Raw genomic sequence first — 22,755 nt, forward strand, 5'->3', positions numbered from 1 at the left:
GTCGGTGCCGGCAGGTCCGTGCATCAGGCCATCCGGACCCGTGGGTCGATCCGGCCGTGCAGCGCGCCGCCCAGGGCGCCCAGCAGCACGGCGAGGCCGCACAGACCGGCGAGCGCGGCGACGGCCATGCCGGTGTCCCCGGCGCGCGCCGCCTCGACGAACAGTTGTCCGGCACCGGTGCGGCCGAACAGGCTTACCGCCAGGCCGCGGTCACGTTCCCACCGCTGCCACGCCCATCGGGACAACCCCGCCCGCGCGCCGGCGGTTGCCCCCCCCTCCCCCCCCCTGGGTCGCAGGGGCCGGGGGGGGGGGGAGGCCAACCCCCCCCCCCCGGGCCGGGCGGGGGGGGGGCGGGGCTTGGGGGGCGGGGGGAAGAGCGAGGGGGGCGAGGCCAAGCAGGACGGGCGCCTTCGCCAGGGTGGGGGCGAAGCCCGCGGCCAGCAAAAAGCCCGGCAGGGCCGGGCCCACCCCGCCCAAAACGGCGCCCGCCCCGCCCAAGACACCGAGCAGGACGCCGAGGCCGGTCCCCAGCGCCAGCGCTGGCACGACCAGCGCCAGCGTCGCCGGCAGGGCGGCCAGCACGGCGCCCAATGCCTGCGTCCAGCCGGGTCCCGCCAGCGCGGCCACCACGGCGGCGGCAAGCGCGAGGCCCAGCAGGGCCGGCACCACGGCCAACACCCGGCGCAGGACGAGGCTCAGCATAGGCCCCGCCGGGAGTGGGCGGCCGTGACGGGCGGATGGTGTGGAGGGACGGACAAGCGGCTCACAACAAGCGGGTCACGGGGCAAGGACGGGCACGAATGGATTCCTCCTGACGGTACCCAGGTCCCGGCCGGTCGGGCAATGGAATTTCGCCTCTCGGCGGGGGGTGGGGAGGGTTGGGCGGCTGCGGTGTTGTTCGGGCATTCGCCTTCCTGGTCGGTCGCAGCCCGTCCCGGACGCACCATATGTGAACCCCTGATGCCGATCCCCGCAGGAACCCCGGTCCAGCCGCGTCCCATGCCCGACCAGCCGTCCTTCCCAATGCCGCCTGAACCAGCGCTCACCGGGGCGCCCGCCGCGGCGCTTTCCAGTGCAGCCGCGGACCCGCTGCTGGTGCCGGGCCGCACCTGCTGGCGGGTGGAGCGGGCCGAGCGGGTCGGGGTCGTCGTCGATGCGGAGGACTATTTCGCGCTCGCCAAGGCGGCGATGCGGCAGGCGCGGCGCAGCATCTACCTGACCGCCTGGGACTTCGACGCCCGCATCCGGCTGACCCCGCAGGCGCGCCACCCGCGCCGCCCCGACAAGCTCGGCAACCTGCTGAACTGGCTGGCCGCGACCCGCCCGGACCTGACCATCCATGTGCTGAAGTGGGACTTCGCGGAGCTGTTCGATCTGGCCCGCTGGTCGCAGCCGCTGTTCCTGCGCGGCTGGCTCAGCCATTCGCGGCTCCAGTACCGGCTGGACGGCGACCATCCCGCCGGGGCCTGCCACCATCAGAAGATGCTGGTGATCGACGACCGGCTGGCCTTCTGCGGCGGGCTGGACATCACCGCCAACCGTTGGGACACCCGCGCCCACCGCGCCGACGAGCCGCTGCGCCGCCAGCCGGACGGCACCCCCTACGAGCCCTTCCACGACGTGATGATGGCGGTGGACGGCGACGCCGCCCGCGCGCTGGGCGACCTGTTCCGCGAACGCTGGCGCCGCGCCACCGGCTGCGTGCTGTCGCCGCCCGCCATGGACGTGCTTGGCGGCGGTGGCGGCGTTTCCGACGGCAAGCGTCCTCGGCGGCTGCGGCTGAAGGCGCGCCGGGCCGGGCCGGACAGCCCCGACCCTTGGCCGCAACAGCTCGTCCCACTGCTCAAGGGCATGCCGGTCGGCATCGCCCGCACCGAACCCGGCTACAACGGGCGCGCCGAGGTGCGGGAGGTCGAGGCGCTCTACACCGCCGCCATCGCCTCGGCCGAGCGCTTCATCTACATGGAGAGCCAGTATTTCGCCTCGGTCGCCGTGGCCGAGGCGCTGAAGGCGCGGCTGGCCGAGCCGGACGGGCCGGAGGTGGTCGTTGTCAACTCCGCCCGCACGTCGAGCTGGCTGGAGAACACCGTGATGCTCGGCGCCCGCGCCCGGCTGGTGAAGGAGCTGCGGGAGGCCGACCGGAACGGGCGCTTCCGCTTCTACATCGCCAAGACCGGGGAGGCGAAGACCGAGAGCGCCAAAACCGGCAGCGTCGGCATCACGATCCACGCCAAGGTGATGGTTGTGGACGACCGGCTTCTGCGCATCGGCTCGGCCAACCTGAACAACCGGTCGATGGGGCTGGATACCGAATGCGATCTGGCGCTGGAGGCGCCACACGGGAAGACGGAGGGTCGCGAGGCCCGGCGGGCCATCGCCGGGGTGCGCGACGACCTGATCGCCGAGCATCTGGGGGTGGCGCCGGAAAGTGTCGCGGCGGAACTGCGCCGCTCCGGCTCGCTCATCCGCACGGTGGAGACGCTGCGCCGGCCCGGCGGGCGGACGCTGGAGCCGCTGGAGGACGCCGATCCCGGCCTGCTGGCCGCCGCCGTCGCCGACTCCATGCTCTTCGACCCGGAACGCCCGGTGGGGGCGGCGGACATCGTGTGGCGCGTTCTGCCGTCGCGCATCCCGCGCCGTCACCACTGGCTGGCGCTGGGGGTCATCCTGGCGGTGGTCGGCGGAGTCTGGGGGCTGTGGAACCACACGCCGCTGCGCGACTGGGCGACCCTGGATGCCGTCCTCGGGGCGTTCGAACGCCTGCGCCAATCGGCCTTCGGGCCGCTGTGGCTGATCCTGCTCTATGTCGCCGGGGGCTTCGTGCTGTTTCCGGTGCTGCTGCTGATCGCGGCGACGGCCATCGCGCTGGGGCCGTGGATGGGCTTCCCCACTGCGCTGGCCGGGGTGCTGGCCTCCGCCGCGGCGCTGTTCTGGGTGGGCCGCCTCGCCGGCCGGCGCCCCATCGAGCGCTACGGCGGCGCGGTGGTGCGGCGGGCCAGCGACGCGCTCGGCGAGCGCGGCGTGCTGGCCATGGCGGCGCTGCGGGTGGTGCCGGTGGCGCCCTTCACCGTGGTGAACCTCGTCGCGGGGGCTTCCCGCATCCGCTTTCCCGACTATCTGTTCGGGACGATCCTGGGAATGGCGCCGGGAATTCTTGTCTTCAACCTGCTCGGGCACCAGCTTGAGCGTGTGTTGACGGAACCGACGCCCACCGACATGGTTCTTCTGGGGCTGGCGGCGGTGACCGCGCTGGGGCTCGGCTGGGCCGGCAATCGGCTGGTGCGGGCTCTGGCGGCGAAACGGCCGGCCGTGGGGCCGACCACTGGAGAGACAGCGAAGGGAGACCAACAGCGGTGATCCGATTCAGCCGAGAGCGAGTGCAGCGGATCGCCTCCGCGCTGCGCGCCGCCCGTGTCCGCCGCCCGAAGCGCCGCGTCGACAGCCGCAGCGGCCCGGTGCCGGAGGGCATGGCGCCGCTGCGCGTGGCGACCTGGAACATCCACAGCTGCGTCGGGCTGGACGCGCGCTTCGCGCCGGACCGCATCGCCGAGGTCATCAAGGAGCTGGACGTCGATCTCGTCGGGCTCCAGGAGGTCGGCTGGCACCACCGCGGCGAATCCGGGCTGGATCAATTTGCTTTCCTGGAACGGGCGACCGGCCTGAAGGCCCACGCCGGCCCGACCAAGCACAACGCCCACGCCCATTACGGCAACGCCATCCTGACACGGCTGCCGGTCCTGAAATGCGAGCCCATCGACCTCAGCATCGGGCGGCGGGAGCCGCGCGGCGGCATCGACGTGATCGTCGAGGTGGAGGGGCGCCCGGTGCGCATCATCGTCGCCCATCTCGGCCTCGACCCGTGGGAGCGGGCGCGGCAGGTCGGCGCCATCGTCGACCGGCTGGAGGAACAGCCGGCCCTGCCGACCCTGTTCATGGGTGACCTCAACGAATGGGCGCCCAACTCGCCTCGGCTGCGCAAGCTGGCCGAGGCATTCCCCGACTGGGCCAGTCCGCGCAGCTTCCACGCGCGGATGCCCACCCTGAGGCTCGACCGCATCTACGTGAACAACGGGTTGACCATCCCATCCTACGAGGTGGTGCGCACGGTGCTGACGCGTCGCGCGTCCGATCATCTGCCGGTGCGCGCCACCGTGGCGGTGCCATAACCGATATTCCCGCTGGGGTATGCCGGACCCTTGATTGCTGCAAGGCGCGTGCGCGGTTCCGCGGACGCGCCTTTTTCTTTGGGCTTGATCCTCCTGCCTTGCCTCCTTTGCAGTGCAGCGTTGCGCGGTCTGTTTCGTGTCGCTGACTGTTTCCCATGTAAGTTTTTTGCCCGAGAACGGGTGTCGGCTATTGACCTTCCGGATAAGGGCTGGCCAATCTATCGGTTGGTCATACGACCAATGACGGCCGACCAATGACGGCACCCAGCCGACCGGGCGTGGGACCAACCGCCGAAGCGAGGACATGTTGCTCTACCATCTCTACGATCTGCAGCACGCCGCTCTGCGCCCGATGCGCCTCCTGGCCGAAGCGACCCAGCACACCTTCCAGAACCCGTTCAGCCCGGTGTCCTACACCCGCGTCGGTCGCGCCATGGCCGCCGGCGCGGAACTGCTGGAGCGCACCACCCGCCGCTTCCCCAAGCCGGAATTCGGCCTGAAGACCACGGTGGTGAACGGCGAGACGGTGGCGGTCACCGAGCGCATCGCCCACCGCAAGCCCTTCTGCAACCTGCTGCACTTCGCCAAGCCGGAGGGCACCCCGGCGCAGCCGCGCGTCCTGCTGGTCGCCCCGATGTCGGGCCACCACGCGACCTTGCTCCGCGGCACGGTGGCGGCGCTGCTGGCCGACCACGACGTCTTCGTGACCGACTGGATCGACGCCCGGCTGGTGCCGCTGGCGCGCGGGCGCTTCGATCTGGACGACTACATCGACACGGTGACGGAGCAGATCCGTTTCCTGGGGCCGCAGACCCACGTCATCGCGGTGTGCCAGCCGGTGGTGCCGGTGCTGGCCGCGGTGTCGCTGATGGCGGCGGGGGACGAGGCGGTGCAGCCGCGCTCCATGACGCTGATGGGCGGTCCCATCGACCCGATGGCCAACCCGACCGTGCCGGTGAAGCTGGCGGCGACCCACCCGCTGTCCTGGTTCGAGCGCAACGTCGTCACCACCGTCCCGGCCTATTATCCGGGCGGCTTCCGTCAGGTCTATCCGGGCTTCGTCCAGCTCTCCGGCTTCATGTCGATGAACCTGGACCGCCACATCGGGGAGCATGTCGGCCTGTTCCGCCACCTCGTCCGCGGCGACGGTGATTCCGCGGAGCAGCACCGCCGCTTCTACGACGAGTATCTGTCGGTGATGGACCTGTCGGCGGAATTCTACTTGCAGACCATCGAGACGGTGTTCCAGAAGCATTCGCTCGCCAACGGCACCATGGAGTCGCGCGGGCGCAAGGTGGAGCCGGCGGCGATCCGCCGGACCGCCGTGATGACGGTAGAGGGCGAGCTGGACGACATCTCCGCCCCCGGCCAGACCGAGGCGGCGCACCGCCTCTGCGCCTCGCTGCCGGACGACATGCGCGCCCGCCATTTCCAGAAGGGCGTCGGCCACTACGGCATCTTCAACGGCCGGCGCTGGCGCGAGAGCATCATGCCGGCGGTGCGGGAGTTCATCCGCAAGCACGATTGAGACCCGTCAGCCCCCGCCCGCCGCGCTGCGGCGTGGCGGGGGTGTTCTCCTGTTCAGCGCTTTGGAACGCCCACCGGGCGCAGTTCGTGGAGCAGCCAGACCAGCCCGGACACCAGCAGGATCGCCCCTGCCTGATGGGCGGCGCCCAGCGGTATCCACACGACGCTCAGCAGCGTGGCGATGCCCAGCCCGATCTGCACCAGCACCATCGCCGCGCTCAGCAGCGCCACCCGCCCGGCGCGGCCGGGCAGGCGGACCACCCACACCCGCAGGGCCAGCCCCAGGACCACGAGGCCCGTCAGCAGCGCCAGCACCCGGTGCGTCAGCTGGATGGCCGCGGTGTTCTCGAAAACGTTGATCCACCAGGGCGTCAGGTTGGCGACCTCCGGCGGGATGACGTGGCCGGCCATCAGCGGGAAGGTGTTGTAGGCCAGCCCGGCGTCCGTCCCGGCGACGAAGGCGCCCCAGACGATGGTGACGCCGGTCAGCCCCAAGGCCCAGCGCGCGTGCTTGCGCAGCCGGCCGGACTCGGTCGCCCAGCCGGCCAGCGGCAGCGGGTCGAGAATCCCCAGCGCGGTGCGCAGCAGCAGCCCGTAGATCACGATCGCCGTGCCGAGATGAAGCGCCAGCCGGTAGTGGCTGACGTCAGGCCGGTCGACCAGACCGCTCTTGACCATGTACCAGCCGATCACCCCCTGGAGCCCGCCGAGCAGGAACAGCCCGGCCAGCTTGGGCCACAGGTCGGCGGGGATGCGCCCGTTGACCCAGAAGCGCAGGAAGGGGATCAGGAAGACGAAGCCGATCAGCTGGCCCCAGAAGCGGTGGAACCACTCCCACCAGAAGATCTGCTTGAAGGCCGCCAGATCCATCGCCGCGTTGTAGATGCGGAACTCCGGCGTGGTCTGGTAGAGGCCGAAGACGCGGTTCCATTCCGCCTCCGACAGCGGCGGCAGGATGCCGATCAGCGGCTTCCACTCCACCATCGACAGGCCGGATTCGGTCAGGCGCGTGATGGCGCCGATCACCGCCATGGCGAAGACCATCGCGCAGCAGACGAGAAGCCAATAGGCGATGGGGCGGGTGGAGGCGGGGTCGCGGACGTCTTTCCCGGCGATGGCGGGGGCGGTGATGTCGGTCACGGACGGGCGGCTCCGGATGATGCGGACAAGGTCCGGGGGGATAGGGACCTCCGGCTCATGTGGGGTGCGGCAGCGGCTGCGTCAAACGGACACGGGTTACCCCGTGGCCGGCGACACCGGTTTCGGGTGAAGGCGGCGGGTTGCGGGTGTTACAAATATCAGTCTTACCAACGGCTTCGAATGCGGGGCGGCGATGGCGGACCTCACCCTCGGCTTCGGCCTGTCGTTCCACGAGCTTTACGGGCAGGACGGGCTGGCTCGGCTCGACCGCGCCTTCCTCGCCCGGCTGTCCGACACGGACCTGGCGCTCGCCAACCGGCTGCTCTCCGCCCGCGCCCAGCCCGACCGGCTGGAGGCCAAGGCGGAAAGCGACCTGCTGATCGCGCTCGCCCCCCAGGCCGAGGATTTCATCGGCGACCTGTTCGGCATCCGCGCCGCGCTCGACGAACTGCGCGCCCGCCACACGGAGCTGGCGCCGCTCTACACCGCCAAGCGCCTGTTCGTTCAGCGCCGCGCCGCCAAGGCGGTCAAGCCGGAGGCGGTCGCCGCGCTCGACGGGGCGGAGCTGGCGGCAAGGCTGGAGGACTGGCTGGGCGGCCCGCTGACCGAGGCCGCCTTCGCCCGGCAGGTGCTGGCCTGGATGGAGGATGAGGCGGCCCACGCCGACCAGCTCGACAGCGCCGCCCAATACGCCGCCTGGGCGGTCTTCAGCGAGGCCGGGCGCGCCCGGCACGGCGGCGGCGTGCTGTTCCAGGTGCCGCACCGCACCGATCCGCAGCGTCTCGTTCCCGTGGAGACGGTGGAGCGGCACGGCGTCACCATGATGCGCCTGCCCGACGGGGCATGCCGCGAGCGCCAGGGCTTCCACCTGACCGACCCTGGCACCGATCTGGCCGGGGCGCTGGACGAGGCCAACTACTGCATCTGGTGCCACAACCAGGGCAAGGACAGCTGCTCCAAGGGGCTGCGCGACCGCAAGACCGGGGAGTTCCAGAAGAGCGCCTTCGGCGTCGCGCTGGCTGGTTGCCCCCTGGAAGAGAAGATTTCCGAGATGCACGCGCTGAAGGCGGACGGCGTGCCCATCGGGGCGCTGGCCGTGGTGGTGGTCGACAACCCGATGTGCGCGGCCACCGGCCACCGCATCTGCAACGACTGCATGAAGGCCTGCATCTATCAAAAACAGGAACCGGTGGACATCCCGCAGGCGGAGACCCGCACGCTGAAGGATGTGCTGGAGCTGCCCTGGGGCTTCGAGATCTACAGCCTGCTGACCCGCTGGAACCCGCTGGACCTGCGCCGCCCGCTGATGCGGCCGGACAGCGGCTACAAGGTGCTGGTGGCCGGGCTGGGGCCGGCGGGCTTCACGCTGGCCCATCATCTGATGAACGACGGCCACACGGTGGTCGGCATCGACGGGCTGAAGATCGAGCCGCTGCCCGCCGACCTCTCCGGCGTGCTGCCGAGCGGCACGCGGGTGCCCTTCCGGCCGATCCGCGACGTGCGCGACCTCTACGACCGGTTGGACGAGCGGGTGATGGCCGGCTTCGGCGGGGTGGCCGAATACGGCATCACCGTGCGCTGGAACAAGAATTTCCTGAAGGTGATCCGGCTGCTGCTGGAGCGCCGGGGGCGCATGACGATCATCGGCGGGGTGCGCTTCGGCGGCACGCTGACCATCAACGGGGCGCTGGAGCTGGGATTCGACCACATCGCCCTGTGCATGGGGGCGGGCAAGCCGACCGTCGTGCCGATGGCGAACGGGCTCGCCCGCGGGGTGCGGCAGGCCTCGGACTTCCTGATGGGGCTGCAACTGACCGGGGCGGCCAAGCCGGACAGCATCGCCAACCTCCAGGTCCGGCTGCCCATCGTGGTGATCGGCGGCGGGCTGACCGCCATCGACACGGCGACGGAGGCGCTGGCCTATTATCCGGTCCAGGTCGAGAAGTTCCTCTCCCGTTACGAGGTCCTGGGGGCCGAGCGGGGGGAGGCGGCGGTGCGCGCCCGCTGGACGCCCGACGAGGCCGACCTTGCCGACGAGTTCCTGGCCCACGCTCGCGCCATCCGGGCGGAGCGTCTGGCGGCGGGGGACGAGGGGCGCGAGCCGCGCGTCACGGCGCTGCTGCAATCCTGGGGCGGCTCGACCATCGCCTATCGACGGCGGCTGATCGACAGCCCCAGCTACACGCTGAACCACGAGGAGGTGGCGCACGGGCTGGCCGAGGGCATTCGCTTCTTGGAATGCGCCGCCCCGCGCGGGGTGGAGATCGACGAATCGGGAGCCGCTCGGGCGATCCACCTCGCCATCAGCCCGGTCGGGCCGGACGGGGTGGTGGCGCCCGCTGCGGTGGACGCGCGACTCCCCGCCCGCACCATCCTGGTGGCCGCCGGCACCCAGCCGAACACCGTCCTGGCCCGCGAGGAACCGGAGTGGGTGGAACTGGACGGGCGCTGCTTCCGCGCCATCGACGAGGACGGCCGGCCGGTGACGCCGGAGCGGCAGGCCAAGCCGGCCCAGGCGCATGTGCTGATGGCCCGTGCGCCGGACGGGCGGTTCCTCAGCTTCTTCGGCGACCTGCACCCGTCCTTCGCCGGCAACGTGGTGAAGGCGATGGGCGGGGCGAAGCGCGGCTATCCGGTGGTCAGCCGCGCGCTGGCCCGCCGGGCGCCGACCTCCGTGACGCCGGAGGCGCTGGTGCGGCGCCTGAACACCGACCTGCGGCCCCTGGTGCACGGCGTGACCCGCCTGACCCCGACCATCGTGGAGGTGGTGGTGAAGGCCCCCGCCGCGGCGCGCCGTTTCGAACCCGGACAGTTCTACCGGCTGCAGAATTTCGAAACGCTGGCGCAACGGATCGGCCGGACCACGCTGGCCATGGAAGGGCTGGCCCTGACCGGCGCCTGGGTGGACAAGGACGTCGGGCTGCTCTCCCTGATCGTTCTGGAGATGGGCGGCTCATCCGACCTCTGCGCCCTGCTGAAACCCGGCGACCCGGTGGTGGTGATGGGGCCGACCGGCGCCCCGACCGAGATCCCGGAGGGCGAGACGGTGGCGCTGGTCGGCGGCGGGCTGGGCAACGCGGTGCTGTTCTCCATCGGGCAGGCCTGCCGGGCGCGCGGCAACCGGGTTGTCTACTTCGCCGGCTACAAGCGGATGGAGGATCGTTACAAGACCGAACAGATCGAGGCCGCCGCCGACCGCGTCGTCTGGTGCTGCGACGAGGCGCCGGGCTTCACGCCGTCGCGCCCCGGCGACCGGACCTTCGTCGGCAACATCGTGGAGGCCATGCGCGCCTACGCGACGGGCGATCTGGGGCCGGCGGACATCCCCCTGGAAACGGTGGACCGCATCGTCGCCATCGGCTCCGACCGCATGATGGCGGCGGTGGGGGCGGCACGGCACGGCGCGCTGAAGCCATACCTGAAGCCCGGCCACGCGGCCATCGGCTCCATCAACTCCCCCATGCAATGCATGATGAAGGAGATCTGTGCCCAGTGCCTGCAACGGCACACCGACCCGGCGACCGGCGAGGAGACGGTGGTCTTCTCCTGCTTCAACCAGGACCAGAGCCTCGACCGTGTGGATTTCGCCAACCTGAACCAGCGGCTGCGCCAGAACGCCGTCCAGGAAAAACTGACCGCCCAATGGATCGACCGCGGCCTGCGGCTGACCGGCCAGCGGAAGGGGTGAGGGGGTGGCTGGCCACCCCCATCCGCGCGATCACGCGCCCGTTGCGGTGCTGACCGCCGCCTGGGGCAGCGGCTCGGTGGAGCTTTCGAACAGGTCGGCCTCGGCGGCGCGGCGCTTCACCAGACCCGGAAGCTGCGTCTTGACGCCGTTGACCGTGGCGTAGACCCAGCGGCTGAACTGGCCGGCGGCGCCTTCGTAGTCGCCCTGGTTCAGCAGGCGCAGCAGGGTCGAGCATTGCAGGCTGCCGGCCCCCAGGTTGAACACGAAGGAGGCCAGCGCGCCGCGCTGATTCGGGTTCAGCGCGACGGTGACCAGCTTGTCCACCTGGGCGGCGGCGGAGGTCAGGTCCGACTTCAGCAGGTCGTCGGCCTGGGCGGAGGAGATGCTCTGCCCCAGTTCAACCCCGGCGGTGTGGCCGTAGCCGATGGTCGGCACCCCCGCCGGACACAGGTAGGCCTTGAGGTAAAGACCCTCGAAATGCTTCACAAGGTTGACCGCTTCTTCGCAAACCGGCGTCGTCATGATCGTCTTCCCCAGCGTGTCGTGAACGTGCATTGGCACGAACGGTTCGTGCTTGGGAAAGGGTATCCGAAGCAATAAACTCCTAAAAATGGTTTATTTATTCACATTTACCCGCATGGGGAGAGGGCTTGGCCGGGTGTCAGGTCCAGCGGAATTCCGCGGCCACCGCGCGGGCCTCCCCCGGTGTGATCAGGCGATGGGTCGCCAGCTTCACCGAATGCAGCCTGCCGTCCAGGTTGGCCTGCCAGAAATCCAGGAACCGGCGCAGCACCGGGTAGCCGGGGGCGAGATCCAACTCCTGCCAGAGATAGCTCTGCAGCAGGTGCGGGTGGTCCGGCATGTGGTACAGAATCTCCGCCGTGGTCAGGCGGTAATCGCGAAGCTGAAGCCCCAGACTGGCCATGCTCTGCCTCCGTGATGGTGGAACCGGTGGCGTCCTCGCGCTGTGCCTACGTGATTCTTTTGTGAAAGTGTGCCGTTCGCGGCTGCGGCGGGCAACAAAAATTTTTCTTCTGTTTCAATGCATTAGCAGCAAGCCATGGTGACTGCTGCCAGGAATCGCACCGATTGCCGCAACGACCCTCTTGAATCGAAACCTCAGCTCGATTAGCTGTCTGGCACTCGCCGGGGGAGAGTGCTAACAGCCCCGAGCCCGGCGCCAATCCTTTCAATAAGCCTTGATCCTGGAGGCATCCCCATGAAGTTCCGTCCGCTGCACGACCGCGTCGTCGTCAAGCGTCTGGAGTCCGACACCAAGACCAAGGGCGGGATCATCATTCCCGACACCGCGAAGGAAAAGCCCCAGGAGGGCCAGGTGGTCGCGGTTGGTCCGGGCGCCCGTGACGAGAGCGGCAAGGTCGTTGCGCTCGACGTGAAGGCCGGCGACCGCATCCTGTTCGGCAAGTGGTCGGGCACCGAGGTGAAGATCGAGGGCGAGGATTTCCTGATCATGAAGGAATCCGACATCATGGGCGTCGTCGAGGCCTGAGCCTCCGCCCGCGCTTGAGCGATCCAACCCCCCGAATTTCAAGGAAGTGAGCAATGGCTGCCAAGGAAGTTAAGTTCTCCGCCGCCGCGCGCGAGAAGATGCTGCGCGGTGTGGACATCCTCGCCGACGCCGTGAAGGTGACGCTGGGTCCGAAGGGCCGCAACGTCGTGATCGAGAAGTCCTTCGGCGCTCCGCGCATCACCAAGGACGGCGTCTCGGTCGCCAAGGAAATCGAGCTGTCGGACAAGTTCGAGAACATGGGCGCCCAGATGGTGCGTGAGGTCGCGTCGAAGACGAACGACCTGGCCGGCGACGGCACCACCACGGCGACCGTTCTGGCCCAGGCCATCGTCCGCGAGGGCGTGAAGTCGGTGGCCGCCGGCATGAACCCGATGGACCTGAAGCGCGGCATCGACCTCGCCGTCGAGACCGTCGTGAACGACATCCGCGGCCGTGCCAAGAAGGTCACGACCAACGACGAGATCGCCCAGGTCGGCACCATCTCCGCCAACGGCGAAGGCGAGATCGGCAAGATGATCGCCCAGGCCATGGAGAAGGTCGGCAACGAGGGCGTCATCACGGTGGAGGAGGCGAAGAGCCTCGAGACCGAGCTGGACGTCGTCGAGGGCATGCAGTTCGACCGCGGCTACCTGTCGCCGTACTTCATCACCAACGCCGACAAGATGATCGCGGACCTCGAGAGCCCGTTCATCCTGCTCCACGAGAAGAAGCTGTCGGGTCTGCAGGCCCTGCTGCCGGTCCTCGAGGCCGTCGTGCAGTCCTCGCGTCCGCTGCTGATCATCGCCGAGGACGTCGAGGGCGAGGCCCTGGCGACCCTGGTCGTGAACAAGCTGCGTGGCGGCCTGAAGGTCGCTGCCGTCAAGGCCCCGGGCTTCGGTGACCGCCGCAAGGCGATGCTGGAGGACATGGCCATCCTGACCGGCGGCCAGGTCATCTCCGAGGATCTCGGCATCAAGCTCGAGAACGTCACCATCGACATGCTGGGCACCGCCAAGAAGGTCGTGATCTCCAAGGAGAACACCACCATCGTCGACGGCGCCGGCTCGGCCGAGGACATCCAGGCCCGCATCGGCCAGATCAAGGCGCAGATCGAGGAGACCACCTCGGACTACGACCGCGAGAAGCTGCAGGAGCGTCTGGCGAAGCTGGCTGGCGGCGTTGCCGTCATCCGCGTCGGCGGCGCCACCGAGGTCGAGGTGAAGGAGCGCAAGGATCGCGTTGACGACGCCATGCACGCCACCCGCGCCGCGGTGGAAGAGGGTGTCGTCGCCGGCGGCGGTACCGCTCTGCTGTACGCCACCAAGGCCCTGGACGCCCTGAAGCCGATCAACGACGAGCAGCGCGTCGGCATCGAGATCATCCGCCGCGCCCTGCAGGCCCCGGTCCGTCAGATCGCCTACAACGCGGGCACCGACGGTTCGATCGTGGTCGGCAAGCTGCTGGACCAGAACGACGCCAACTTCGGCTACGACGCCCAGAAGGGTGAGTTCACCGATCTGGTCGCCGCCGGCATCATCGACCCGGTGAAGGTGGTTCGCACCGCCCTGCAGGACGCGGCCTCGATCGCCGGTCTGCTGATCACCACCGAGGCGATGATCGCCGAGAAGCCGGAGAAGAAGGCTGCTCCGGCCGGCATGCCGGGTGGCATGGACGACATGGGCGGCATGGGCTTCTAATAGCCTGCGTCGAGAAGCTCACGTCATCCACGACGTTTGCGGAAAGGGCGGTCCCTCGGGGCCGCCCTTTTCCGTTTGGGCATCTCCCTGACGGACAGGGTGCCGCCGTGCGGTGTTTTGGATTGGAACGGTTCCAAACTGGGGCCGTTGACCTCCCAACCGGACGCCCCAGAGGTGCGCCGGCACGGCTTGCTGTTCAGGGAGAAAGCGATGGCTGACCAATCGAAGACTCTGACCAACCGTCAGGGCCACCCGATCACCAACAACCAGTCCCAGCGCACCGTGGGAGCCCGCGGTCCGGCGACGCTGGAGAATTACCAGTTCCTGGAGAAGATCTCCCACTTCGACCGCGAGCGCATTCCGGAGCGCGTGGTCCATGCCCGCGGCTTCGTCTGCTACGGGGAATTCGAAGCGACGGGCAAGATCGGCGACGAGCCGGCGTCCAAATACACCCGCGCTAAGCTGTTCCAACAGGCCGGCAAAAAGACCCCGCTGGCCATCCGCTTCTCCACCGTCATCGGCGGGCGCGATTCGTCGGAGGTGGCGCGCGACCCGCGCGGCTTCGCGGTGAAGTTCTACACCGAGGACGGCAACTGGGACCTCGTCGGCAACAATCTGCCGGTCTTCTTCATCCGCGACGCCATCAAGTTCCCGGACGTGATCCATTCGCTGAAGCCCGATCCGGTGACCTTCCGGCAGGAACCGAACCGCATCTTCGACTTCATGAGCCAGACGCCCGAGTCCATGCACATGCTGACGCATTTGTTCAGCCCGCGCGGGATTCCGGCCAACTACCGGCACATGGAAGGCTTCGGCGTGAACACCTACAAGATGGTGAACGCCAACGGCGACACGGTGCTGGTCAAGTACCACTTCCACCCGCGCTGCGGCGTCGCCTCCCTGACGGCGGAGGAGGCGGCAAAGGTGCAGGGGCAGGATCTCGGCTCCGCCTCCAAGGACCTCTACGAGGCCATCGACCGGGGCGATTATCCGCAGTGGGATGTGTTTGTCCAGGTCATGGAGGACCACGACCATCCCGAACTGGAGTGGGACCCGCTGGACGACACCAAGATCTGGCCGGAGTCGGACTTCCCGTTGCGCCATGTCGGTGTGATGACGCTGAACCGCAACGTCGAGGACGTCTTCAACGAGAACGAACAGATCGCCATGGGCACCGGCGTGCTGGTCGACGGGCTGGACTTCTCCGACGACAAGATGCTGGTCGGGCGGACCTTCTCCTACTCCGACACGCAGCGCTACCGGGTCGGCCCCAACTATCAGCAGTTGCCGATCAACCAAGCCAAGAACGCTGCGGTCGCCACCAACCTGTCGGGCGGGCAGATGTCCTACCAGCGCGATCTGGCGCCGGGGCAGAACCCGCACGTCAATTTCGAGCCGTCCATCCACAACGGCCTCAGCGAAGCCCAGCGGGAGGAACCGAACAACCCACCGGAAATCCATGGCCGCCTGACCCGCAGCGTGATCGAGCGCCGCAACGATTACGTTCAGGCACGCGCCCGCTACTGCACCATGATGGACTGGGAACGCGACGATCTGGTTCTGAACATGGGCACGCTGCTTGGCCAGTGCGAACGCGACGTCCAGGAACGGATGCTCTGGCACTTCTTCCTGGTTCATGACGATTATGGCAGCCGGGTCGCCGGCATGCTGGGCATGACCGCCGCCGACGTCGCCGGCTTGGCCCCCCTGCCCAAGCAGGTGCTGACCGACGAGGACCAGAAGCGGCTGAAGTCGCTGGGCAAGAACGGCGACACGATCGACCCGAAGGCCTGGGGCCAGTGGACCGGCTCCGTGAAGGTCCACCGCGCCACGGCGGACGAGGTGGTGAAGGGCATGCCGTCCGGTGTGCAAGGCGGCATGACCAGCCAAGCCGCCGATTAGGCGCAACCAAAAGTCATTGTTCGAGCATCGTCCCGATGGGGGCGGCGGGGCATTCCGCCGCCCCTTTTTCACGCCCGCATAAGGATTGCTTTGAGTAGCCATAGTTCGTGTACGGACATGCGGCAAGTTGCCGCGCGACACGCCTGTCACTGGTATCACCAGAGTGGGGCATGTCACTGTCATTTTGCATCAAGGCATTAGCCAAAATATTAGAACTTCGATAAGGGAGAAGTGCGATGTCCATGCGTGCTGCCGTGTCGTTTGCGGCCATGCTGGCGGCCTCCGTCGCCACCTTCGGCGCGCCCGCGTTCGCCGCCGGGGAACCGATTTCGCCGATCGAGCCGGCGAAGATCACCAATCCCGGATTGGTTGAACTCGGCAAGAAGCTGTACTTCGATCCCCGGCTGTCCAAGTCCGGCTTCATCTCCTGCAATTCGTGCCACAACCTGTCCATGGGCGGCACCGACAACCTGAAGACCTCCATCGGCCACAACTGGCAGCAGGGCCCGATCAACTCGCCGACCGTGCTGAACTCCAGCCTGAACGTGGCGCAGTTCTGGGACGGCCGCGCGCTGACGCTGCAGGAGCAGGCCGGCGGCCCGATCGCCAACCCGGGCGAGATGGGCTCCACCCACGCCCTGGCGGTCGAGGTGCTGCGCTCCATCCCCGAATACCAGAAGGAATTCGGCGAGGTCTTCGGCGAGACCAAGATCACCATCGAGGAGGTGACCAAGGCCATCGCCGCCTTCGAGGAGACGCTGGTCACGCCGAACTCCCGCTTCGACCAGTGGCTGAAGGGCGACAAGAAGGCCCTCACCACCGTCGAGCTGGAAGGCTACGAGCTGTTCAAGGACTCGGGCTGCACCGCCTGCCACAACGGCTCGGCCGCCGGCGGCAACACCTTCCAGAAGATGGGCGTCGTCGAGCCCTACAAGACCAACAACCCCGCCGAGGGCCGCATCGCGGTGACCAAGGAGGAGGCCGACCGCTTCAACTTCAAGGTTCCGACGCTGCGCAACGTCGCGCTGACCTACCCCTACTTCCACGACGGCGAGGCCGCGACGCTGTCCGACGCTGTGGACGTCATGGGCCGCATCCAGTTGGGCAAGAAGTTCTCGTCCGACGAGAACGCCAAGATCGTCGCCTTCCTGAAGTCGCTGACCGGTGACCAGCCGAGCTTCGCTCTGCCGATCCTGCCGCCGTCCACGGACAAGACGCCGAAGCCGCATCCCTTCGACTGACGGGGGCGGGTGTATCCCCTCTCCCCTCCGCTCACGCGCAAACGAAGTTTGCGCTGACGCGACAGGCGGACCTTTGGTCCGCCGAAAGCGGGGAGAGGGTTTGGGTGAGGGGGGTGCGCTTGTGCCGGACGTGCCGGAAACGCGCACCCCCTCACCTGTTCAAGGTGGTTATCAGGGTATCGACATGCGGTGGGGATGGAAGACGGCGGGCGGCTTCGGGGCGCTCGCGCTGGCCGGTCTGGTGGGCGTCGTCGTCGGGGTGGTCGGCTGGGGCGGCTTCAACACCGCGATGGAAGCGACCAACAGCATGGAATTCTGCATCTCCTGCCACGAGATGCGCGACAACGTGTATGTCGAGTACAAGACCTCGCCGCACTACCAGAACGCCTCGGGCGTAAGGGCGACCTGCGCCGACTGCCACGTCCCGCGCGACTGGACGCACAAGGTGATCCGCAAGGTGCAGGCGTCGGGCGAGCTGTACCACTGGCTCATCGGCTCCATCGACAGCAAGGAGAAGTTCGAGGCCAAGCGCCACACGCTGGCACGCCGCGAATGGGACCGCATGCGGGCCACCGACAGCCAGGAATGCCGCAACTGCCATTCCTTCGGCGCCATGGACTTCCACAAGCAGACGCCGAAGGCGGCCAGCGCCATGGAAGGGGCGGAGAAGGCCGGCAAGACCTGCATCGACTGCCACAAGGGCATCGCCCACAGCTTCCCCGACGTCACCGCCGGCCATCGCCAGCTTTTCGCCGGCCTATCGGATCAGGCGAAGGCGCTGGCCCTGAAGCCCGGCGACACCGCCTACGCCCTGACCAGCCTCGCTTTGTACGGCGCGCCGCCGGCACCGGGGGCGTCCGGGGACGGCGAGATCGCCGCGGCGACTCCGGTCAAGGTCCTAACGGCGGAGGGCGGCGCCCTCAAGGTGGAAATCACCGGCTGGCAGCGCGGCAGTTCCACCCAGACGCTCTACGCCCAACCGGGCAAGCGCATCACCACGGTCAGGTTGAACGCGGCGGCGGCCGGGCAAGCGGCTGCACTGCGCACCGTCACCGATCCCGAGACCGAACAGGAGTGGACGGAGGTCCGCCTGACCGCCTGGACCGGCGCGGGCGGCTATGTGGGCACGCTCGGCGCGCTGTGGGATTACGGCGCGCGGGTCTACGACGCCAACTGCTCGCTCTGCCACACGCTGCACCCGCCGGCCGACTTCGACGCGAACGCCTGGATCGGCAAGATGAACGCCATGAAGCGGCTGACCCGGCTGGACGAGGAGGAGGGCCGCCTGCTGCTGACTTATCTGCAGAGCCATGCGAAGGACGGCGCGCGATGATCGCTGCGGCGAGAACCCGAAGCTGCTAAGAGGGGTTTTCTACCACGGGCCGGCGCTGAACACGCCGCTCCCGACGGCAGACGACCACTTGAGAAAGAGGACCCCCGCGATGTCGACTCTGCACAAACAAGCCATGGAAGCGGTGCTTCAGGCCGCCTCTCACGACATCGTCGGCACGCTCCAGGAGCGTGGCATCACCGACAAGCACAGCGAGGAGGGCGACCTCGCCGTTCTCGACGTCGCGATCCTGCACGCCTACCGCATCTTCATGCGGATCTGCGAGGAAAACGGGCTGGAGGTGGACGCGGGCTATTTCGCCGACATGGCCAACGACCTTGCCGACGAGGTGGCCCAGGAGGACGACGCGGACTGATCCAGTCCCGCGCCGCCGATTCCCGCTTCTTGAGTGCCCCGGTCCCGTCCGACCCTGCTTTTTCCTTCGGCGAAGGCGGTGCGGACGGGACCGGTCGACATCCTTCACCCCTCGGGGGACCCGATGACCGACGCCCCTGACACTGTTTCTTCTCCCGACGCCTTCCCTCCCGATGTTGCGATCATCGGCGCCGGCCCGGCCGGGCTGATGGCGGCGGAGGTCATCGCCGCCGCGGGCCGCTCGGTCGCCGTCTTCGAGCGGATGCCCACCCCGGCGCGCAAGCTGCTGCTGGCCGGGCGCGGCGGGCTGAACCTGACCCATTCCGAGCCGCTGGACGCCTTCACCGCCCGCTACGGCGCGCAGGCCCCGCTGTTCGCCGAGTTGCTGGGCGGCCTTTCCCCGGCGGACCTGCGCGATTGGGCGGCGGGGTTGGGGATCGAGACCTTCGTCGGCTCCAGCGGGCGCGTCTTTCCGGTGCAGATGAAGGCGTCCACCCTGGTCCGCGCCTGGCTGCGCCGGCTGGAGGGGCTGGGCGTCACCCTGCACACCCGCCACCGCTGGCTCGGCTGGGACGCGTCCGGCGCGCTGCGCTTCCAGCGGGGCGACGGTACCGAGACCACCGTCGCCCCGCGGGCCACTCTGCTGGCGCTGGGCGGGGCGAGCTGGCCGCGCACCGGCTCCGACGGCGCCTGGACCGAGCTTCTGGCGGCGCGCGGGGTGGACATCGCGCCGCTGCGCCCGTCCAACATGGGCTTCGAGGTGCCCTGGTCCGATCACCTGCGCGAGCGCTTCGCCGGCCAGCCGGTCAAGAGCGTCGGCCTCGCCTTCGGCGACCGGCGGCTGAAGGGCGAGTTCGTCATCACCGAAACCGGCATCGAGGGCGGCGCCGTCTACGCGCTGAGCGCTGCCTTGCGCGACGCCATCGAGCGCGAGGGCTGGGCCGCCCTGACCATCGACCTGATGCCGGATCTGCCGGAGTCGGCGATTGCCAAACGGCTGCGCCGCCGCGGCGCGGAATCGCTTTCGACCTTCCTGAAGAAGTCCCTGTCGCTGACCGGCCCGCGCGCCGCCCTGCTGCGCGAGTTCACCCCGGCGTCCGAGCTGTCCGACCCGGCGGCGCTGGCCCGCCAGATCAAGGGCCTGTCGATGGTGCTGACCGGGGTGCGGCCGATCGAGCGCGCCATCTCCACCGCCGGCGGTGTCCGGCTGGGGGAGTTGGACGATACTTTGATGCTGATCCGCCTGCCGGGGACCTTCGTCGCCGGGGAGATGCTGGATTGGGAAGCGCCGACCGGCGGCTACCTCCTCCAGGGCTGCTTCGCCATGGGCGCGCGGGCAGGGAAGGGCGTGCTGGGGTATCTGGGGGCTGAGCTTTCGCCCCTATCGCCCCCTCCCTAACCCTCCCCGCTTCGCAGGGAGGGGACTAAATCTCCCTCCCCTGTGAAGCGGGGAGGGCCGGGGTGGGGGCAACGCGCCCCCTCACCGCACAGGATTGCCGTAGTCGTACTGCACCTGGGGCGCGCTGCCCTTGCCGGTCAGGCTCTCGATCAGCGAGCCGATGCCGGAAGCCACCCCGCTACCCGAAGACCCGCGCGCCGGAGCAGCCGCCGGGGTGGCGCGGGCGGGTTCGGCGATGCCGCCGGAGGCGACATAGGCGGGGGCGCCCTCCATCCCCGGCAGGGGGCGGGGCGGGCGTCCGGCGTGGGCGTCCAGCATGAAGCCCTGCCACAGCTTGGCCGGCAGCGAGCCGCCGGTGACCCGCTTCATCTCGGCGTTGTTGTCGTTGCCCAGCCACACCCCGGCCACGAGGTCGGCTGTGAAGCCGACGAACCAAGCGTCGCGGTAATCCTGGGTGGTGCCCGACTTGGCCGCCGCCGGGCGGTCGAGCTTGGCCGACTTGCCGGTGCCGTACTCGATGACGCCGGTCATCATGCGGGTGAGTTGCACCGCGTGCGCCGGGTCGACCACCGGGACGGAGCCGCCGGCCTGCCGCCGGTACAGGACGTTGCCGTCGCGGTCGCGGATCTCGGTGATGGCGTAGGGCCAGACCGGGGCGCCGCGGTTGGCGATGCCGGCGTAGCCGCGTGTCAGCTCCAGAAGGTTGACCTCGCTGGTGCCGAGCGCCAGCGACAGGTCCTTGCCCATCGGCGAGTTGATGCCCAGCCCCGCCGCCACCCGGCGCACCCGCTCCACCCCGATGCGGTCGATGATGCGCACGGTCGCGGTGTTGGACGAGTGGGCCAGCGCGTTGGCCATGGTGACGGTGCCGCGGAACTTGCCGTCGTAGTTGCCGGGGCTCCAGCCGCCGATGCGGACCGGGGCGTCCTCGACCGGGCTGTCCGGCGACCAGCCGGCCTCCAGCGCCGCCAGATAGACGAAGGGCTTGAAGGCCGATCCCGGCTGGCGCATCGCCTGGGTGGCGCGGTTGAACTCGCTGTTGTCGTAGTCCCGCCCGCCGACCAGGGCGCGCACCGCGCCGTCGGTGGTCATGGCGACCAGGGCGCCCTGGCGGGCGTTGGCGGCGGCACCGGGGCCGGACAGGATCTCCTCCAGCCGCTGCTCCGCCGCGCGCTGCAGCTTGAGGTCCAGCGTCGTGCGGACCACCACGTCGCCGTGGCCGGAGCCGACGAAGGCCGAGACCAGTTCCGTCACCCAATCCGCGAAATAGCGCCCATCGCCGCCCGGCTTGCGCTTGGCCGACGGCGGGGCGTTGCGCGCCGCCTCCAGCTCCTGCGCGGTGATGAAGCCGGCGTCGACCATGGCGCCCATCACGACGCGCGACCGCTCCGCCGCCTCGTCCGGGTTGGAGGACGGGGCGTAGCGCGAGGGCGCCTTCAGCAGGCCGGCGATGATCGCCGATTCCCGCAGGTCGAGCTGGGTCGCCGGCTTGCCGAAATAGGTGCGCGCCGCCGCGTCCACCCCGAAGGTGCCCGCCCCCAGATAGACGCGGTTCAGATAGGCGGTGAGGATCTGGTCCTTGGTGAAGCGATGCTCCAGCCACAGCGCCAGCATGGCTTCCTGGATCTTGCGCTTCAGCGATTTCTCGGGCGTCAGGAACAGGTTCTTGGCGAGCTGCTGGGTGATGGTGGAGCCGCCCTGCGCCGAGCGCCCGGACCGCCAGTTGACGTAGAGCGCGCGGGCCAGACCGATGGGATCGACGCCGAAATGCGAGTAGAAGCGCCGGTCCTCGATGGCCAGAACGGCGTTGATCAGATGCGGCGGCAGGTCGCGCACGCCCAGCGTCGTGCCGTGCAGGTCGCCGAAGCGCGCGAACTCCGCCCCGTCGGCCGCCAGCACGGTGACCGAGGCGCGCCGTTCGAACTGCGCGACCTTGGAGATGTCCGGCAGGTCCAGGGCGAACCAAGCCAGCACCGCGCCCAGCGCGATGCCGCACCACACCCCGGCGACCATCCCGGCATAGACCAGCGTGCCGAGGATCGTCCGCCGCCCGCCGCTTCTGGCGGTTTTCGGAGCGGCCTTCCGTGGCGGAGGAGCGGGCTTGCGCGGCTTCTCGGCCTTGGGTTTCTCGGGCTTGGCGGGCTTTTCCGGCTTGGGCGCGCGTTTGGGCAGGCGGGGGCGCAGCGTCGGTTCCTCGCCCCGCGTCTGGATGGGGCGCGGCCCCGCAAAGAGTTCGCCCGGTCGATCGTTGCTCACGGCGCGGTCGCGGCCCCCAAGAAATCCATGCCCGATGTAATCTGTGATGGAAAGCTATACGCCGCCGCCCCGTTGCGACGAAAGAGCGCCCTCGAAAGAGATAAGATTTGTCTTAGCACCGTTGCAGATGGATGACGGGGGTGGAAGAAAAGCCGCCGCGGACTGTTGTTTCCATGAATAAGCGTTGACGCAGCGGAGAGCCTGTTCATGTCAAAACCCCTGACCGTTTCCATTCCCCACAAGCTCGGCCGCGACGAGGCGAAGCGGCGCGTGGCGGAGGGGGTGGGGCAGGCCCGCTCCCACCTCGCCGCGGTCGCCAGCAGCATGGACGACCATTGGACCGACGACCGCGTGGATTTCCGCGTGGTGGCGATGGCCCAGACCGTTACCGGCTTCATCGATGTGCAGGACGACAGCGTCACCGTGGAGGTGCAGCTTCCTTGGGCGCTCGGCCTGCTGGCCAACAAGGTGAAGGACCGGCTTCAGAGCAAGGGGACGCTGCTGCTGGAGAAGAAATAGCCGCT

18 protein-coding genes are annotated in these 22,755 nt (G+C 69.0%); 12 read left to right on the plus strand and 6 right to left on the minus strand.

Translation table 11 applies throughout. The features are described from left to right. Positions 1-23 precede the first annotated feature (23 nt). Both ACWPXE_RS27485 and ACWPXE_RS27490 read right to left on the minus strand, forming a co-directional pair. On the minus strand, positions 24-245 hold the full coding sequence (locus tag ACWPXE_RS27485) for a hypothetical protein (RefSeq protein ID WP_454020370.1): 222 nt from the start codon (positions 243-245) through the stop codon (positions 24-26). After that, entirely contained in the window at positions 211-702 is a 492-nt protein-coding gene (locus tag ACWPXE_RS27490; protein WP_454020371.1) for a hypothetical protein, read from the minus strand. Before ACWPXE_RS27490 ends, ACWPXE_RS27485 begins: the two co-directional genes overlap by 35 nt. Before the next feature lie 258 nt (positions 703-960). On the opposite strand from ACWPXE_RS27490, the gene ACWPXE_RS27495 reads away from it, so the two are divergent. The 3 genes from ACWPXE_RS27495 (at position 961) to ACWPXE_RS27505 (ending at position 5,694) form a co-directional block, all read left to right on the plus strand. Then, positions 961-3,357 carry a VTT domain-containing protein gene (locus ACWPXE_RS27495; protein ID WP_454020372.1) on the plus strand — a complete coding sequence of 799 codons (2,397 nt, stop codon included), beginning with the start codon at positions 961-963 and terminating at the stop codon, positions 3,355-3,357. Then, positions 3,354-4,166: an endonuclease/exonuclease/phosphatase family protein gene (locus ACWPXE_RS27500; RefSeq protein ID WP_454020373.1), complete on the plus strand. Its 813-nt coding sequence runs from the start codon at positions 3,354-3,356 to the stop codon at positions 4,164-4,166. The genes ACWPXE_RS27495 and ACWPXE_RS27500 overlap by 4 nt, the downstream gene beginning before the upstream one ends. 307 nt (positions 4,167-4,473) lie before the next feature. After that, positions 4,474-5,694: a polyhydroxyalkanoate depolymerase gene (locus tag ACWPXE_RS27505; RefSeq protein WP_454020543.1), complete on the plus strand. Its 1,221-nt coding sequence runs from the start codon at positions 4,474-4,476 to the stop codon at positions 5,692-5,694. Positions 5,695-5,747: 53 nt separating this feature from the next. On the opposite strand, the gene ACWPXE_RS27510 is transcribed toward ACWPXE_RS27505, so the two are convergent. After that, on the minus strand, positions 5,748-6,833 hold the full coding sequence (locus ACWPXE_RS27510) for a COX15/CtaA family protein (RefSeq protein WP_454020374.1): 1,086 nt from the start codon (positions 6,831-6,833) through the stop codon (positions 5,748-5,750). 193 nt (positions 6,834-7,026) lie between these two features. Between ACWPXE_RS27510 and ACWPXE_RS27515 the strand changes: the two genes are divergently transcribed. Then, positions 7,027-10,521: a pyridine nucleotide-disulfide oxidoreductase gene (locus ACWPXE_RS27515; protein WP_454020375.1), complete on the plus strand. Its 3,495-nt coding sequence runs from the start codon at positions 7,027-7,029 to the stop codon at positions 10,519-10,521. 30 nt (positions 10,522-10,551) lie between these two features. On the opposite strand, the gene ACWPXE_RS27520 is transcribed toward ACWPXE_RS27515, so the two are convergent. Together ACWPXE_RS27520 and ACWPXE_RS27525 are read right to left on the minus strand one after the other, a co-directional pair. Beyond that, positions 10,552-11,043 carry a lysozyme gene (locus ACWPXE_RS27520; protein ID WP_237904449.1) on the minus strand — a complete coding sequence of 164 codons (492 nt, stop codon included), beginning with the start codon at positions 11,041-11,043 and terminating at the stop codon, positions 10,552-10,554. A gap of 139 nt (positions 11,044-11,182) precedes the next feature. Then, complete coding sequence (locus ACWPXE_RS27525) at positions 11,183-11,446, minus strand: usg protein (protein WP_454020376.1); 264 nt, start codon at positions 11,444-11,446, stop codon at positions 11,183-11,185. Positions 11,447-11,740: 294 nt separating this feature from the next. Between ACWPXE_RS27525 and groES the strand changes: the two genes are divergently transcribed. The 7 genes from groES to ACWPXE_RS27560 all read left to right on the plus strand — a co-directional run bounded on the left by groES (position 11,741) and on the right by ACWPXE_RS27560 (position 19,975). After that, positions 11,741-12,031 carry a co-chaperone GroES gene (gene groES, locus ACWPXE_RS27530; RefSeq protein ID WP_014239088.1) on the plus strand — a complete coding sequence of 97 codons (291 nt, stop codon included), beginning with the start codon at positions 11,741-11,743 and terminating at the stop codon, positions 12,029-12,031. A gap of 53 nt (positions 12,032-12,084) precedes the next feature. Next, positions 12,085-13,728 (plus strand): chaperonin GroEL, encoded by a 1,644-nt coding sequence (gene groL, locus ACWPXE_RS27535; protein ID WP_035670811.1) that lies wholly within the window; start codon positions 12,085-12,087, stop codon positions 13,726-13,728. A gap of 210 nt (positions 13,729-13,938) precedes the next feature. Beyond that, positions 13,939-15,630, plus strand: coding sequence for a catalase (locus ACWPXE_RS27540; protein WP_454020377.1), 1,692 nt, complete (start codon positions 13,939-13,941; stop codon positions 15,628-15,630). A gap of 236 nt (positions 15,631-15,866) precedes the next feature. After that, positions 15,867-16,871, plus strand: a complete 1,005-nt coding sequence (locus ACWPXE_RS27545) for a cytochrome-c peroxidase (protein WP_454020378.1) — start codon at positions 15,867-15,869, stop codon at positions 16,869-16,871. A 184-nt stretch (positions 16,872-17,055) separates the two neighbouring features. Next, on the plus strand, positions 17,056-18,204 hold the full coding sequence (locus tag ACWPXE_RS27550) for a NapC/NirT family cytochrome c (RefSeq protein WP_454020379.1): 1,149 nt from the start codon (positions 17,056-17,058) through the stop codon (positions 18,202-18,204). Between the two features lie 109 nt (positions 18,205-18,313). Then, positions 18,314-18,577 (plus strand): hypothetical protein, encoded by a 264-nt coding sequence (locus ACWPXE_RS27555; RefSeq protein ID WP_454020380.1) that lies wholly within the window; start codon positions 18,314-18,316, stop codon positions 18,575-18,577. Positions 18,578-18,700: 123 nt separating this feature from the next. Continuing rightward, positions 18,701-19,975, plus strand: coding sequence for an NAD(P)/FAD-dependent oxidoreductase (locus ACWPXE_RS27560; RefSeq protein ID WP_454020381.1), 1,275 nt, complete (start codon positions 18,701-18,703; stop codon positions 19,973-19,975). Between the two features lie 81 nt (positions 19,976-20,056). Here ACWPXE_RS27560 and ACWPXE_RS27565 read toward each other — a convergent pair whose 3' ends face one another. Further along, positions 20,057-22,231, minus strand: coding sequence for a transglycosylase domain-containing protein (locus ACWPXE_RS27565; protein WP_454020382.1), 2,175 nt, complete (start codon positions 22,229-22,231; stop codon positions 20,057-20,059). Between the two features lie 207 nt (positions 22,232-22,438). Between ACWPXE_RS27565 and ACWPXE_RS27570 the strand changes: the two genes are divergently transcribed. Continuing rightward, complete coding sequence (locus ACWPXE_RS27570) at positions 22,439-22,750, plus strand: polyhydroxyalkanoic acid system family protein (RefSeq protein ID WP_014239097.1); 312 nt, start codon at positions 22,439-22,441, stop codon at positions 22,748-22,750. The last annotated feature ends 5 nt before the right edge of the window (positions 22,751-22,755 follow it).

The sequence above is a fragment of the Azospirillum sp. Marseille-Q6669 genome (assembly GCF_965111635.1).

What these genes read in the sequence shown, in the direction of transcription:
- ACWPXE_RS27540 (WP_454020377.1), top strand. Translation starts at nt 13,939, where the DNA reads ATGGCTGACCAATCGAAGACTCTGACCAACCGTCAGGGCCACCCGATC.
- ACWPXE_RS27515 (WP_454020375.1), top strand. Translation starts at nt 7,027, where the DNA reads ATGGCGGACCTCACCCTCGGCTTCGGCCTGTCGTTCCACGAGCTTTAC.
- groES (WP_014239088.1), top strand. Translation starts at nt 11,741, where the DNA reads ATGAAGTTCCGTCCGCTGCACGACCGCGTCGTCGTCAAGCGTCTGGAG.
- ACWPXE_RS27495 (WP_454020372.1), top strand. Translation starts at nt 961, where the DNA reads ATGCCGATCCCCGCAGGAACCCCGGTCCAGCCGCGTCCCATGCCCGAC.
- groL (WP_035670811.1), top strand. Translation starts at nt 12,085, where the DNA reads ATGGCTGCCAAGGAAGTTAAGTTCTCCGCCGCCGCGCGCGAGAAGATG.
- ACWPXE_RS27550 (WP_454020379.1), top strand. Translation starts at nt 17,056, where the DNA reads ATGCGGTGGGGATGGAAGACGGCGGGCGGCTTCGGGGCGCTCGCGCTG.
- ACWPXE_RS27545 (WP_454020378.1), top strand. Translation starts at nt 15,867, where the DNA reads ATGTCCATGCGTGCTGCCGTGTCGTTTGCGGCCATGCTGGCGGCCTCC.
- ACWPXE_RS27560 (WP_454020381.1), top strand. Translation starts at nt 18,701, where the DNA reads ATGACCGACGCCCCTGACACTGTTTCTTCTCCCGACGCCTTCCCTCCC.
- ACWPXE_RS27570 (WP_014239097.1), top strand. Translation starts at nt 22,439, where the DNA reads ATGTCAAAACCCCTGACCGTTTCCATTCCCCACAAGCTCGGCCGCGAC.
- ACWPXE_RS27490 (WP_454020371.1), bottom strand. Translation starts at nt 702, where the DNA reads ATGCTGAGCCTCGTCCTGCGCCGGGTGTTGGCCGTGGTGCCGGCCCTG.
- ACWPXE_RS27520 (WP_237904449.1), bottom strand. Translation starts at nt 11,043, where the DNA reads ATGACGACGCCGGTTTGCGAAGAAGCGGTCAACCTTGTGAAGCATTTC.
- ACWPXE_RS27555 (WP_454020380.1), top strand. Translation starts at nt 18,314, where the DNA reads ATGTCGACTCTGCACAAACAAGCCATGGAAGCGGTGCTTCAGGCCGCC.
- ACWPXE_RS27525 (WP_454020376.1), bottom strand. Translation starts at nt 11,446, where the DNA reads ATGGCCAGTCTGGGGCTTCAGCTTCGCGATTACCGCCTGACCACGGCG.